General features: G+C 36.4%; 12 protein-coding genes. 7 read left to right on the forward strand and 5 right to left on the reverse strand.

Annotation, left to right across the window (positions count from 1 at the left end; genetic code table 11):
• Positions 1-120 precede the first annotated feature (120 nt).
• From F3J23_RS07010 to F3J23_RS07020, 3 genes are all read left to right on the forward strand, one after another.
• On the forward strand, positions 121-699 hold the full coding sequence (locus F3J23_RS07010; protein ID WP_167026180.1) for a YdeI/OmpD-associated family protein: 579 nt from the start codon (positions 121-123) through the stop codon (positions 697-699).
• Positions 700-715: 16 nt separating this feature from the next.
• Complete coding sequence (locus F3J23_RS07015) at positions 716-1114, forward strand: DoxX family protein (protein WP_167026183.1); 399 nt, start codon at positions 716-718, stop codon at positions 1112-1114.
• A gap of 134 nt (positions 1115-1248) precedes the next feature.
• Complete coding sequence (locus tag F3J23_RS07020; protein ID WP_167026186.1) at positions 1249-1803, forward strand: DUF4256 domain-containing protein; 555 nt, start codon at positions 1249-1251, stop codon at positions 1801-1803.
• A 35-nt stretch (positions 1804-1838) separates the two neighbouring features.
• Here the strand turns inward: F3J23_RS07020 and F3J23_RS07025 are convergent, their stop codons facing one another.
• Positions 1839-2789 (reverse strand): hypothetical protein, encoded by a 951-nt coding sequence (locus tag F3J23_RS07025; RefSeq protein WP_167026188.1) that lies wholly within the window; start codon positions 2787-2789, stop codon positions 1839-1841.
• Between the two features lie 111 nt (positions 2790-2900).
• Between F3J23_RS07025 and F3J23_RS07030 the strand changes: the two genes are divergently transcribed.
• Both F3J23_RS07030 and F3J23_RS07035 read left to right on the forward strand, forming a co-directional pair.
• Positions 2901-3674 (forward strand): hypothetical protein, encoded by a 774-nt coding sequence (locus tag F3J23_RS07030; protein WP_167026191.1) that lies wholly within the window; start codon positions 2901-2903, stop codon positions 3672-3674.
• Positions 3675-3826: 152 nt separating this feature from the next.
• Entirely contained in the window at positions 3827-4327 is a 501-nt protein-coding gene (locus F3J23_RS07035) for a hypothetical protein (RefSeq protein WP_167026194.1), read from the forward strand.
• Between the two features lie 40 nt (positions 4328-4367).
• On the opposite strand, the gene F3J23_RS07040 is transcribed toward F3J23_RS07035, so the two are convergent.
• On the reverse strand, positions 4368-5402 hold the full coding sequence (locus F3J23_RS07040; RefSeq protein ID WP_167026197.1) for a threonine aldolase family protein: 1035 nt from the start codon (positions 5400-5402) through the stop codon (positions 4368-4370).
• An 85-nt stretch (positions 5403-5487) separates the two neighbouring features.
• Between F3J23_RS07040 and F3J23_RS07045 the strand changes: the two genes are divergently transcribed.
• Positions 5488-6141: a metal-dependent transcriptional regulator gene (locus F3J23_RS07045; RefSeq protein WP_167026201.1), complete on the forward strand. Its 654-nt coding sequence runs from the start codon at positions 5488-5490 to the stop codon at positions 6139-6141.
• A gap of 62 nt (positions 6142-6203) precedes the next feature.
• On the opposite strand, the gene F3J23_RS07050 is transcribed toward F3J23_RS07045, so the two are convergent.
• Positions 6204-8633: a TonB-dependent receptor gene (locus F3J23_RS07050; RefSeq protein ID WP_167026204.1), complete on the reverse strand. Its 2430-nt coding sequence runs from the start codon at positions 8631-8633 to the stop codon at positions 6204-6206.
• 271 nt (positions 8634-8904) lie between these two features.
• Between F3J23_RS07050 and blaIND the strand changes: the two genes are divergently transcribed.
• The gene (blaIND, locus tag F3J23_RS07055; protein WP_167026207.1) at positions 8905-9624 is read left to right on the forward strand and encodes an IND family subclass B1 metallo-beta-lactamase; all 720 of its coding nucleotides are present in this window, start codon (positions 8905-8907) and stop codon (positions 9622-9624) included.
• Between the two features lie 104 nt (positions 9625-9728).
• Here blaIND and F3J23_RS07060 read toward each other — a convergent pair whose 3' ends face one another.
• Together F3J23_RS07060 and F3J23_RS07065 are read right to left on the reverse strand one after the other, a co-directional pair.
• Positions 9729-10880 (reverse strand): efflux RND transporter periplasmic adaptor subunit, encoded by a 1152-nt coding sequence (locus tag F3J23_RS07060; RefSeq protein ID WP_167026211.1) that lies wholly within the window; start codon positions 10878-10880, stop codon positions 9729-9731.
• A gap of 7 nt (positions 10881-10887) precedes the next feature.
• Positions 10888-15225 (reverse strand): CusA/CzcA family heavy metal efflux RND transporter, encoded by a 4338-nt coding sequence (locus F3J23_RS07065; protein ID WP_167026214.1) that lies wholly within the window; start codon positions 15223-15225, stop codon positions 10888-10890.
• Between the last annotated feature and the right edge of the window lie 125 nt (positions 15226-15350).

The following is a 15350-nucleotide window of genomic DNA, read 5'->3' on the forward strand; positions in this document are numbered from 1 at the left end:
TTGTTTCACAAAATAAATCGTCAATTCAATTATCAGTAAAAAGACGACAACCTTGAACTTTAATCTTTAAACATCAAACCTTGAACCTTAAACGCTCTCAACCCACAAAACCCCAAACACATGAATCCAAAAGTTGATTTTTTCTTTGATAAAGCCCGGCAATGGCACAAAGAATTTGAAAAATTAAGAACTATCGCCCTTAGTACAGAGCTTCAGGAAGACTTGAAATGGGGATGCCCTTGTTATACTTATGAAGGGAAAAATATTTTCCTGATTCACGGCTTTAAAGAATATTGTGCTTTACTCTTCTTTAAAGGAGCATTAATGAAAGATCCGGATCATATTTTAATACAGCAGTCTGAAAATGTACAGGCCGCAAGACAAATCCGTTTTACAGATGTAGAACAGATCAATGATTTGGAAAAAGTTCTCCGCTCTTATATGTTTGAAGCGGTTGAAATTGAAGAATCCGGAGCAAAAGTAAAAATGAAGAAAACCAAAGAATTCGAAATGCCTGAAGAATTTCAAAATAAACTGGATCAGGATCCCAAATTGAAAGAAGCATTTGAAGCTTTAACTCCGGGAAGACAGAGAGCCTACCTACTCTACTTTTCGTCAGCTAAACAATCCAAGACCAGGGAATCTCGTATTGAAAAGCAGATTCCACAAATTATGGAAGGAAAAGGATTAAATGATTAACCTCAAAAAACAGATCATGAACACACAACATCAATCACAAAAAAGAACAAAGATTATTTATTGGATCTTCACCCTATGGATGTCATTGGGAATGGTTTCTACAGCCATTGTGCAGCTTATGCGAAATAAAGATGAGCTTGCCAACTTTACCAATCTCGGTTATCCGGCTTACCTGATGACCATTATTGGAGTATGGAAACTTCTGGGTGTCATTGCTATACTGATCCCGAAACATTTATTATTAAAAGAATGGGCTTATGCAGGATTTTTCTTTGTCATGTCAGGAGCTGTGATCTCACACCTTATTGTAGAAGATACTATGGCAAGGACTTTTCCAGCAGTCTTATTGTTTGTTTTAGTCATTATTTCTTGGTATTTTAGACCTGCAGACAGAAAGATTATGATTATTGATTGATAAAAAGCCGGAAATTTTATCGCAGATAAAATCTTTGTGCCTTGAGAGTATTTACACTATGAAAGGTTTTGCGCCTTTGCGATTATCCAACAATACAAACCCACAATTTAATCATAGTAAAAACAAAATTTGATATGAAAAAGAAACTGACCCAGGAACAAATCAATGAACTTTTAAAAATACTAAAAGCCCGTTTTGAAAGAAATATGCCACGCCATAAAGATGTGAAATGGGAAAAAATTCAGGCAAAACTTGAAGCAGCACCAGAAAAACTATGGTCTTTACATCAAATGGAAACCACCGAAGGCGAACCCGATGTAGTAGACTATAATAAAAAGACAGACGAATATATCTTTTTCGACTGCTCCCCGGAAAGTCCAAAGCGCAGAAGTTTATGCTATGATTATCAGGCCTGGAATGCAAGGAAGGCTAACAAACCGGAAAGCAATACTATTGATACAGCCTCTGAAATGGGCATCGAACTTCTCACAGAAGAACAATATCGCAAGCTTCAGGAGGTTGGAAAGTTTGACCAAAAGACATCAAGCTGGATTCAGACGCCTTCCAAAATCAGAGAACTTGGAGGAGCACTCTTTTGTGACAGACGCTACAATACTGTATTCACGTATCACAACGGTGCAGATTCTTATTATGCAGCAAGAGGATTTAGAGGAAGTTTGAAAGTGTAATCCGAAAAATGAACTAAGATCTTTCTCAAAATACATTAGGAATCTCTCAACCAGGGAGATTCCACACTCCAAAAGATAATTTGTACGCCTAGATAGTTTTCAGCATATTCTACAAACTCTTCTTTGGTAAAAGGTTTTTTCGTTTTCGGGTTTGTATAAGTAAGTGTTGGCTCCTGAACTGCCATGGCCACAAGAGAAAGCTGTCCTTTGTACCGATTAAAAAAAGGATAGGAATTTTTCATTTGTCCTTTTTTATTCGGTACAATATCCGGTCCTCCCAATCCTACATTATTTTTATAAGCAAAATCAAACAGCCTTGACATGTATTGATGATCATTATCCCACTCACATGGAAAAAAATTGACATACTGCAATACATTGGATTCATGAAAAGCATTTCTCGTAAACTTCAGGTTTTCCAGTTCAGCCTGAAAATAACGCTCACAGTTAAAACCTGTTTTGTCTTTTTTCATATCTATATCAATGGAAGTCTCTGGAAGATTAATCCCTTGAATCTTTCCATCAAACTTCTTTGCCAGCTCTCCTATAAGCTTTTGAAACCGCTCCCGAACAGCAGAGTTCCATTGCTGGGTAACCCATCCGCTTCCTACGGGTTTGTTCTCCCCGGGATTGTCATATTGAGGAACCAACCCTCCCGTATATTCTTTATCATTCAACACATAATCAGGAATATATCTTGCCTGTGTCTCAAAAAACCTATCCTGAAGTTGAATAAATAATTTTTTATGCAGTGAATTCAAATAACCCAGATCTTTCTCAATAACAGAAAAATCATACACATCTTTTGACGTTTCCAAAGCTCTCCAATTATAGACAATCTGTACCCCTCCAATATCTTTACGCGTGATCATCTTTTCTATTGTTTTAAGATCCCCTGAAGATGTATAAATATAATTCTGAATGGCCTGCGCTTTTAGACAGTACAGCCCAAGCATAAATAACCCCAATCCTAGTACTTTTGTCATATTTTTCATTAGAATAAATTTTACATGGTCAATCATTTTCCGTGCCTAAAACCATTGATCTTGTTTAAAAGCATTAAAATTGTTCTTATTTATCAACATTTTCTTTACTATATGGATAGTATTGCTATTTTTGGGATTCAAAATTTAATTGTAACCATTTTGGGTATGAAAAAAATATTCGTTTTTATATCTACACTCCTCTCTACAGTGTTCTATACACAAAAATGTACTGACTTAAAGCAAAATATAGATTCTTATGGAAACTTCAATATTTCTTTTACGGAAAAATTGTTTGATAATTTCTCTGAAAAAATAGCTGAAGTAATCAATATAGAAGAAAGTAATCAGGATAATCTTAAGTTATTTCAAAATAAATTTCCGGAAGTATATGATGGCAAGTGCTTAAAAATAACGACAAAAAAGTATAACGAATATTTTTTTTGTGACGAAAATCAAAGAGATCAAATTCCCGAAGACCGGTATACCACTTTAGGAAAATTTAAACTCAGTTCTGTTGTAGATAACTTCTATTTTTTTAAGTACTCCGGGTTTGAAATAAGCGGTTACCTAATGTATAATGAAAAGGACAGTTTATTTTATTCTTTTGAAAGTAAGCCTATCATTTCACAAGACAAGAAATTTCTTTATTCATATAGTACCAATTTTTATGGATTTGACTTAAACGTCTTAACTTTAGATCATTACAGTAAATTATTCTATCATTTACAGGGAGATTTTGACATAAAAGATATCAGATTGACACAATATAAAGACACTGACCACTATTCTATCATAATGGATCTCACACAAAAATTGATAACCAGAGATCAAGATTACAAGGTTATAGGTGTTGAGTATTGTAACAGAAAAATAAAGATCAATTAAATAATATTTCAATTACTATTTTTCCTTAAAATCTCACTTTTGAAATATTAATTTTTCATCATAAAATGAATATCTCCTTATATCCTATTTTTAATATACAAATACTATTATTATTTTAGCAGAATCGAAATTTGATTTTAACAATTAAGGATATGAAAAAATTAATCTTACTGAGCACTGTATCAGCTTTTTTAATTAATTGTAATAAAAAAACTGAAACTCCCGCTCCGAAAGTTGCAGCTGACACTATTGCTATTGCTGAACCTGTAGTAGATACCCTCGGGCCAAAATCTTTCTGCTATATCGGTACAACAGGAAAAGACAGTGTTTTTGCCTCTATTGATGATAATTTAGGAACAATCACCGGAAAATTATCTTACAAAAACAATGAAAAAGACAGCTCAAAAGGTGATGTGGCCGGTTATAAATCCGGAGATACGCTGAAACTTACCTATGAATTCACTTCTGAAGGTAAAAAAAGCAAAAGAGATATTTACTTCCTTCAAAAAGATAATATGCTGACAGAAGGAATCGGAGATCATAAAGAAGAAGACGGACAGTCTAAGTATGCGAACGATAAAAAGATCAGCTATAAAGACGGGCAAAAGCTCAATACAGCAGATTGTAAAGTGGTCAGCAAAGCTTTAAAATAATTAACTCTATATAAAAAACAGCCTGTTCAAGGCTGTTTTTTTATGGTAATTCTCTCTCAATAATTTCAATAAACTTGTTTACAGCCTCATCATCTGTACACCATGAAGTAATAAGACGAACAGCCGAAGACTTTTCATCGATTTTTTTCCAGACATAAAATTCAAAATTTTCAGATAAGACTTCAATCAGATCATTATCTATAATCGGAAAAATCTGATTGGTATAGGTATCCGAAAGAAATGAGACTCCCTTTTCCTGCAAAGCCTGCTTAATTTTCATAGCCTGTTGATTGGCATGTCTGGCAAGATCAAAATACAGATCATCCTTCATTAATTCCAAAAACTGAATTCCCAAAAGTCTGCCTTTAGCAAGCAAGGCTCCTTTCTGTTTGATATTAAAACCGAAATCTTCCTGAATTACAGGATTATTTATCACAATAGCTTCTCCTATCAATGCTCCGTTCTTGGTTCCTCCCAAATAGAAAACATCAGTAAGTGCAGCCACTTTTTCCAGGGTAAGATCGCTGATTTCGGATGTAAGCCCGTGTCCAAGTCTTGCTCCATCCATAAATAGGAATAAATTATGCTGTCTGCAAAATGCTGAAAGTTCTTCCAGCTCTTTAGCCTGATAAATAGTTCCTAACTCCGTAGAATTCGAAATATAAACAAGTTTCGGCATTACCTGATGCGGTATATTTCCATGGCTTTCTAATACCGGAATGATGTGTGACGGTGTCAGCTTGCCGTCTTCCGTATCAATACTTAATATTTTGTGCCCCGTTGCTTCAATAGCACCTGTCTCATTATTCAGAATATGGCCGGGTGAAGCTGAGATTGCACATTGATAAGGTTTTAAAATGGAAGAAATAACAATTAAGTTGGCTTGTGTTCCGCCGGAAACAAAATAAACCTGTGCATCTTCTTTTTTTATCTTTTCTTTAATCAGCTCTTTTGCTTTCAAAGAATATTCATCTTCTCCGTAACCTGCCTGCTGGTTAAGATTATACTGTAAAAGTGCTTGTAAGATATTCGGGTGGCATCCCTCAGAATAGTCGTTTTTGAATGAAAATTTCATAGAGTAAAATTAAAAAAAGTTAAAATAACAAGAGCCAATTTTTGGTTTTATTTTGTTAGATTTGTATTGAAAATCATCTAACATTTTGAAAACAACCCTAACAGAAGAAAATTACCTGAAAGCTTTGTTTCATTTGGTTGACAATGAAGGAAAGGTTACAATTAACGAGCTTAGTAAATTTTTAAATGTAAAAATGCCGAGCGTTAATAATATGATGAAGAAATTCGCAGAGAAAAAGTGGGTTATTTATGAGACCTACAAACCTCTGATCGTTACAGAAAGTGGAAAACGTGAAGCTGCATTAGTAGTTCGTAAACACCGGCTCACCGAAATGTTTTTGGTAAAAAAAATGAATTTCGGTTGGGAAAATGTTCATGAGATTGCAGAACAGCTGGAACATGTACATTCTCAGATTTTCTTTGATAAAATGGATGAAATTCTGGATCATCCTAAATTTGACCCCCATGGAGAGCCTATTCCGGATAAAGACGGAAATATAATTGCACAGGACTTGCAGAAACTAAGCAGCTGCGAGATTGGTGAAACCGTTGTTTTTGCTTCAGTAACACTTTCTGATGATTCTTTTCTAACCTACTTAAATGACAGAAAACTTCTTCTTGATACTAAAGTGAAAATAGTAAAAATTGAAAGTTTTGATAAATCGATGACGATAGAAATTGAAGGTAAAGCAGAAATTTTAAGCAAAAAAGCGACAGAGAAAATACTGGTAAAAAAATAAACTATTGCAAAGACATTATATAAAACGGTGACCGGATCTTTTGCCGTCACCGTTTTTACTTGTTAAAAAGGGACAATAAGTTTTAAGGAAATATTTCGTCCCATATTATATATATTCCCCAGGTACTTTAGCCGGCTGAGATGAGACTGATAAGCCCGGTCAAATACATTATTAACCTGAAGCTGTAACATAGCAGAATGATTTTCGGAATAGTGAAGCTCCACTGATGCCCCAATATTGAACAATGTGTAATCCGGTGTGAAGGTTTCTGTATTGTCCAATCCCAAATACCTGTTTTGCGCCGCTGAAAACTCTACTTCTGCTGTGGGAGTTACTGATGAAATTAGTTTTGATCTCATGTTTATTTTCTGAGACAGGTTTCCCGATAATTTTAATGGAGAAATTAAAGGAAGATATTCTCCCTGAACCCCTTTATTTTTAAATTTTTTATCACGGTTGAATCCATAAATAACAGATAAACTGGTTTCAAAATTGAATCCTTTCCATTTTTCAGGATGCAATGATAACCACGCTTCCATTCCATATAGTTGTGCAGAAGCCTGCTGGTATTGATAGGTTTTATTTCCTTGTGCATCTACAAGAGGATTTCCCTGTGAGTCTACAAGCAATGACAGATAAATATAATTCTGAATATTATTGTTGAACCAGCTTACATCCGCTGAGAAATCTTTGAAGCGTGTACTGATCCCAAGATCTTCCTGTAAAGAGAACTCAGGATTAAAATCCCTGTTACCTTTATAAATAATATGAGCACCGGGATCAAGACCGTTCGCACCAATCTCTGTAATATTAGGGGCCCTGTAACTTCTCCCGATATTAGCTTTTAAACTGATCTGTTTTGTGAGCTGAAAAGCAGATCCGATACTGGCTGACAGACCTCCGAATGTTTTGTTATATGAGGCAAATCCAAGTCTGGTATGAGATGATTCCTGGGCAGCATGCTCTTCAAATTGTGTTGCCGGATTGGTCTGTATATAAAAATTATCCCAACGGATATTTCGGATATCATAACGGGCTCCTCCACTGATGTTGAATCTTTTATATTTCCACTTAATATAAGTATAAAAGCCGCCTTCACTCAAATCATAATCGGGAATAGGAAAATCTGTCGCTGATTTATTTTTATTATTTTGAATCATTCCATTGACTCCTGCAGAAAGTTCTATGGGTGAAAACTTCGGAAAATTATAGCGTATGCCATAATTTAAAGTATTAAGCCGTACATACATTCCCGGTTGTGAGGGAACAGTCGGGTGATTATATTCTCTACGAATATTTTGCTGCAAAGCCAATTGAACATCCAGATCTCCTTTCCCGATCTGCTGACTGTGCTGCGCATACAGCCTATAATGCTGAATTCTCTGATGCAAAGGAGAAAGGGTATATGAATTAAGATCTTTCTGTGAAACAACAGGCCTTTTTTCCGTGTCGTCATCCTCACCTTCTCCTATCTGATAGGTAAATTTTCCAGTATTAGGATCACGGCTTCCATCAGGTATTCCCTGCAGATTGTCATATAATGTAAAATTGATTTTTGAAAAACTTGTCTTTGTTTTGCGCCCTAAAAGGAAAGAAAAGTTTTTTTCTTCAAAATTGGTATTATACACCCTGCCATCTGCAGCATTTCTGTAGTTTTTTGCCATTCTGTAAGAAGCATTTAATGAGGCTATAAAAGAATCTTTTTTGTACCCCAGCTGCATCCCGTTTCCTATAAGGTTATTGTTTCCCTGATATTCTCCCGTTATTTTTCCATGTACAACTCCGTCATTCTGAGAAGGCAAGTAAGGAAAAAGACTCACCACTCCGGCCAAGGCATCAGATCCGTACATCAGGCTGGCTGGACCTTTTATCACTTCTGCATGCTCAACAATATATGGAGCGACTTCTATACCATGCTCATCTCCCCATTGCTGGCCTTCCTGACGAATACCATCATAAAGAGTTAAAACCCGGTTATAGCCTAATCCTCTGATAAAAGGTTTTGAGATATTCGGCCCCGTTTCTACAACACTTAACCCAGGAGCGGATTTTATCAATGAACTGATGATGTTTGTAGCTACAGCTTTTTCAATCTGTTTGGATGAAATACTAAGGATAGCCACAGGGCTTTCTTTAATTAAAGTCTCTTTTGAAACACCTGTTATTGCTATTTCATCAATTTTATTATTATTTCGAATGAGAAGAATATCAGGAATTATTGTCTTCTTTTTCTCAACAGCAATTCCCTGCTCAGCATCTTCATATCCTCTAGCTTTCACTAAAAGCCTGTAATTTCCGGGAGTAATATTCTTGATTGAATAATCACCATTTTTACTAATCATTGTCTTTATTGAAGTATCTTTGAGTATTACTTCTGCATCCGGAATGCTTCCATTTTCAAAAAGTACTTTACCTGCTACTTCTGCATCCTGAGCATTGACCATCGAAATAATAAAGATAACAAATACCGACAGCATCAATCTGAATTTCATATACATTAAGGTTTTTTATTAAGATCTATTAAACTTTGAAAAATGGTTATTAATAAAAATCAAATGTAGTAAAAAATTAATTATCGCAACAATGTTGCGATAATTAATTTTTTATTTTATCCTTATGAATATAAATGACTGTTAAAAAACGGTTAAACTCGCTTTCATAAAATGTTTCGTATTTTAATTTTATTAGGTTTGCAGAACTTTCCTCAAACGTTTTGTCTTTCCGACAAATACAAAATTTTTAATTTATTTATCCCATAAAATTATGAAGAAAAGCATTCCGTTTTTTATTGTTTCTATGCTGTTGAGTCCGTTTGCTAATGCTCAGGTGAAAGATTTTGTGATTGAACCTCAGATTAAGCCCAACCTCTATATCTATAAATCCTTCGGAGTATTCGGAGGGAAAGAATATTCTGCCAATGCGGTATACCTTATTACTAAAAAAGGAGTTGTTCTATTTGATGTTCCGTGGCAGAAAGAACAGTATCAAAGTCTTCTGGATACTATCAAAAAACGTCACAATCTTCCTGTTATAGCCCTTTTTGCCACTCATTCTCATGACGACAGAGCCGGAGATCTCAGTTTTTATAATAACAAAGGAATTAAAACCTATGCCACCGCCAAAACCAACGAGCTCCTAAAAAAAGAAGGAAAGGCAACCTCTACTGAACTTATTAAAACAGGAAAGCTTTATCGTATAGGCGGAGAAGAATTTACCGTAGATTTTCTGGGTGAAGGACATACCGTAGATAATGTAGTGGTATGGTTCCCAAAATATAAAGTACTGGACGGCGGATGCCTTGTAAAAAGCCGAGCAGCAACGGACCTGGGTTATACAGGAGAAGCTAATGTAGCACAATGGCCACAGACAATGGAAAAACTTAAAGCCAAATATTCACAGGCTGCCCTCATTATTCCAGGCCATGATGAATGGAAAGGCGGCGGACATGTAGAACATACGCTGGAACTTCTAAACAAAAAGTAACAGATACTTCTGTAATATTAATGTTCCATCCTAAAATAAATTGACAGCAATTGACTTATTTTAAGATGGAACTTTGATAATCTCCACAGAAAACGGAGTGAGTATTAATTCGCTTTATTTTTAAGCATCATTAACAAGCTGTAAGCGCCTTTCTGAACGATCTTCTTATTCTTTAAAAAATCACTTTTTAAAACTTCTGTAAACTGGTTGTCTGAGATTCCGGTAACCACAGGAATCATCTTATAGTTTGACTTTCCAAGATCCTCAAAGATGTAATTCTTATTTTCAAAAGAAACTATGGCTTCATTAGGAAGTCCTTGTGTATAACGGCTGTGGATTTTTACTTCGGCATTAACGTACATTCCTTTTACAAATTCTGAATTTGCAGAAGATAATCTGGCCAAAACAGTAGCGGAACCTCCGTTTTCAATACTCGGAACTACACTTACAATTTGGGCATTCGTTTTCATATCCGGGTTCTGGTTATTATAAACTACAATTTCCTGTCCCGTTTTTATATCATTCACATCATTTTCAAAAACCTTTAATTCAAGAAGTAATCCAGCCGGATTGATAAGTTCAAACAATGTATCTGCCGGATTGATGTACTGCCCATTATTCACAAAAATCCTGCTTACAAAACCGGAAAACGGAGCATAAATATTGATTTTACTTTTAATATTTCCTATGCTTAATCCTTTAGCACTAATCCCGATGATTCTCAGCTTTTCTTCAAGCCCTCTTAAAGTGGCATTCAATGTGGCATACTCTGCCTGGGCGGCCTGCATAGTTTTGTCACTGCTTGCCTTGCTTGTGTTAAGATCTTTCTGACGGTTAAAATTCAGTCTTGCAGCTTCCAGCTGTGCTTTTGTAACCAAATAGTCCTGCTGAAGCTGGATAAATTGAGGATCTTCCACTACGGCAAGCACTTGCCCTTTCCTGAAATGACTTCCGCTGATCACATGAATGGATTTGATATGTCCTCCCATAATACTTGAAATTGAGCTGATATGGGATGGTGCAATTTCAGCCTTCCCGTTCAGACGTACCAGCTTTTGCATATTTCTGTTCTGGATATTCGTAACGGTAACTCCCACAGATTGAATTTGTTGATCTGTAAGATGAACCGAGCTTTGATTATTTTTAGCGAATTTAGTGTTTTCATAAACCGTTTTATCTTCCTCTTTTTTTCCTGAACAAGACGATAAGATAAGAAGTAAAGAAAGGCCGTATATAGATATAGTGTTGAATTTCATGATGTTGTTATTTTGAAATTAAGAAATTAAGCTCCGTTCCAATCTGGTTAAGTCTTTCCAGTTGATCAATATAATCAGCTTTTGTTTTTACCGCCTGATTCACTACTATCACCCAGTTGAGATAATCAATTTCTCCTGCCTCCATTTGCTTCTGTGCAGTTTTTAAAATGATTTCGGATTTTGGAAGCTGCTTCTTTTCGTAATTATCAATGATTCTTTGCTGATTCATATAACTGTTTAATTGTTGCCCCAACCTGTTCTTAAGCTCAATCTCCTTTCTTTGGTATTGATTTTCCGAGATAGCAATTTTTACTTGTGCAGCCTTTGCCAATGCCCGCTGCCCTTTTGTAAATAAAGGAATTCCAACACCCACCTGAACCGAATTAAACCGATTATTATTAATGTTCTTCATACTCTGATTAGTATAGCCAATCAAAAGTTCAGGAAGAAGTTTGCTCTTTTCAAACTGTACTTCAGCCTCTCCCACTTTGATCTGTTGCTGTAAATACTGAAGTTCAGGATGCTGTTTTACCTGATCTTCTGAGATCTGAAAATCAATATTCATTGTGGGCCGATCTGCCGCCGGCTGATATTGTTTATCAGACTGAAGCAGTAGCTGTAATTGAAGTTTTGCTATATACAAGTCGTTCTCCAGTATATTCAGCTGTACTTTTATCTGTTCTTTCTGGATTTCAGCAGTGGATTCTTCAAGAATATTGGCTTCTCCTTTTTTTAATCTTAACTCAGCCTTCTCAGCAAATTTATCATACAAATTACTGACATATTCCAATACTTTTTTCTTTTCCTGAAAGATTAATATCCTATAAAAAACATCACTTACTTCTCTGGCAAGCTGTGCTTTTGTCAGGTTTTGATGAATAACACTTGCCGTCCATTCCGCATCCAGCATTTGTTTTCTTTTAGAATAAACCGTGGGGAAACTGAACCTTTGAGAAATCCCAAAAGAATTATCCGTTTCCTCACCCTGGATTTGTCCGAAACCACTTGTAATTTCCAGTTGGGGAAGATCAAGATAACTGGCTTTTAGCTTTTCCTGATACTCTGATATCAGTTTGGAATTCCTGAGTGTTCCGTTCTGCTGAAATGCTTTTTCTAAAGCCTGCTCATAGGTGATATTTTCCTGTGCCTGAAAGTTTCCGAAAGAGATCAGCAGCAGGAAAACAGATATTTTTTTATAATTTACCTTTTTAGAGAATTTCATTTTATTTTTATTAATATGTTCGAATAAGACGTAAAGGATAGGAAGTACAAACAGCGTTAAAAGAGTTGCGAGCATCAGACCGCCAATCACTACCGTAGCCAAAGGCCTTTGCACCTCTGCCCCGGCTCCGTTGCTTAATGCCATCGGTAAAAATCCTAATGAAGCAACAAAAGCAGTCATTAAAACTGGACGAAGCCTGATTTTTGTACCCAAAAGCACAATTCTATTAGTATTAGCTATTCCTTTCTTCTTCAGTTGGTTAAACTCTGATATCAAAACAATTCCATTAAGTACGGCAACTCCAAATAAAGCAATGAATCCAACCCCGGCACTGATGCTGAAAGGCATTCCTCTTAACGCCAGGAAATACACTCCGCCAATGGCTGATAATGGAATTGCTGTATAGATTAAAAGACTGTGTTTTACAGAACCAAAGGCAAAGAATAGTAACAGAAAGATCATTACTAACGAAACAGGAACTGCTATTCCCAGCCTAGCTTTGGCTTCATTTAGATTTTCAAAGGCACCGCCATAAGAAATCGTATACCCTGAGGACAATTTCAGTTCTCTGTTTGTTTTTTTCTGAAGTTCTTCCACAATACTCTGAACATCTCTTCCTCTCACATTGAAACCTACCACAATTCTCCTTTTAGTATCTTCCCTCTGAATCTGGTTCGGGCTGTTTTTAAGCTCCACGCCAGCAAGCTGAGATAGAGGAATTTGTTCACCGGAAGGCGTAGGAACCAGTAAATTTTGAATACTTGTAATATCTTTTTTATATTCATTATCCATTCGGACTACAATATCAAATCTCTTTTCACCTTCGTATAATGCACCCGCAGTTTGTCCGGCAAAAGCCATATTGATTACTCTGTTGATCTCTGCCACAGAAATATTGTAGCGGGAAAGCGCTGCCCGGTTGTAATCAATAACTACCTGAGGTGCTCCTACAACCGGCTCCAGATAAAGATCCTGCGCTCCTTTTACGGTGTTGATGATGCTCCCCAGTTTTTTAGCATAAAGGGCAAGGCTGTCCAGGTTCTCACCATAAATCTTGCAGACAACATCCTGCCTTGCTCCTGTCATTAGTTCGTTGAAGCGCATTTGTACGGGGAACTGAAACCCTGTTGTCAGCCCTGGAATTACTTTTAAAGCTTTGCTCATTTTTTGGGAAAGTTCAGAGAAAGAAGTGGCGGATGTCCATTCTTTCTTAGGCTTTAAAACAATGATCATATCCCCTGCATCCATTGGCATTGGTTCAGTAGGAATTTCAGCACTTCCGATCTTTGTAACCACTTTTTCAATCTCTGGAAACTGATTCAGAAGAATACCGGCAGCCTGTGTGGTTATTTTTTTGGTCTCATTGATGTTGCTTCCCTGTAAGATCCGCATTTCAACAGCAAAATCTCCTTCTTCCAATGATGGAATAAATTCACCTCCCATTTTAGAAAGGATTATGACAGCACCTGCAAACAAAACTAATACACTTACAATGATTGTTTTTCTAAATTTAAGGGCTTTTATCAGTAGTTTCTGATGCACAGCTTCCACTTTACCCATTACTTTGTCTGAAATATTTTCTTTTTCTTTCTTTTTTCTGCTTAATACCAGAGAACTCATCATGGGTATATATGTTAGCGAAAGAATAAATGCACCAACCAATGCAAAAGCAACAGTCTGGGCCATAGGCTTAAACATTTTACCTTCAATGCCCTGAAGAGTAAAGATGGGAAGATAAACAATCAAGATAATGATTTGTCCGAAAACCGCACTGTTTACCATTTTAGCTGCGGAACTTGAAACTTGTTCATCCATTTCTTTTTTGCTGAGTGTATTGTCTTTTCCGAAATGCTTTTTGTGGGCCAATTGGTGCAGAACCGCTTCAACAATAATGACGGCCCCATCTACAATAAGACCAAAATCAAGCGCTCCGAGACTCATCAGGTTTCCGCCTACACCGAAGATGTTCATCATAATGATAGCAAACAGCATCGCTAAAGGAATTACCGAAGCTACCAGCAATCCAGCTCTGAAATTTCCTAAAAACAAAACAAGAATAAAAACAACGATTAAAGCCCCTTCCATCAGATTCGTTTTTACCGTACTGATGGTATTGTTCACCATTTTAGCACGATCAAGAAAAGGCTCAATAACCACTCCTTCCGGTAATGATTCCTGGATTTTTTCAAGTCTCTGTTTTATATTTCCAATCACCACATTGGCATTCTCCCCTTTCAACATCAGAACAATAGCTCCGGATACCTCTCCTGTATTATTGTAGGTCATTGCTCCGTATCTTGTAGCATATCCAATCTTTATCGAAGCCACATCTTTAATAAGAACCGGAATCCCTTCTTTAGTTTCCGCTGCCTGTATGTTTCCAATATCTTCAGTACTTCCTAAAAGCCCTTCGCTACGGATAAAAAGAACGGTTTCTTTTTTCTCAATGTATGCTCCTCCGGTATTTTGGTTATTTTTTTCCAAAGCAGTGAAAACATCATTGATATTGATATTAAATGCCTGAAGTTTATTGGGATTGATCGCAATTTCGTATTGCTTAAGTTTTCCTCCGAAACTGCTTACATCGGCAACTCCTTTAGTTCCCAAAAGCTGTCTTCGTACTACCCAATCCTGAATGGTTCTAAGTTCCGTTTCATCATAGATATTTTCATATCCTTTTTTAGCCCTTACCACATACTGGAAAATTTCACCTAATCCCGTGGAAATAGGCCCCAGTTCGGGTTTCCCGATTCCTTGCGGAATATTATCCTGTACAAGTTGTAGACGCTCCTGTACCTGTTGACGAGCCCAGTATACATCTGTTTTATCATCAAAAACTACTGTAACTAAAGAAAGCCCGAAACGTGAAAAGCTACGCAGCTCGGTAACCCCACTGATGTTACTGACAGCCTGTTCTATAGGAAATGTAACAAGACGTTCTATATCAGCCGCTCCGTAAGATGGTGCTGTGGTAATGATCTGAACCTGATTATTGGTAATATCCGGCTGGGCGTCAATAGGAAGTTGAGTGGTTTCATAGACACCCAAAAAGATAAGCCCCACTGTAAACAGAGCAATGATGAGTTTATTCTTTACAGAAAACTCAATAATTTTATTTAACATGGAAAAAATGGTTAATTAGTAATCCGAAGTATTGCGTAAAAACGGTTAATAAGGTAAGCCACAAAATATTCATTACAATGCTTATCTATTGTTCCTGATCTTTTGCAGACATAATAACCGCTCTA

It is taken from the genome of Chryseobacterium sp. Tr-659, assembly GCF_011752975.1.
In the GTDB taxonomy this organism is placed as follows: Bacteria; Bacteroidota; Bacteroidia; order Flavobacteriales; family Weeksellaceae; genus Chryseobacterium.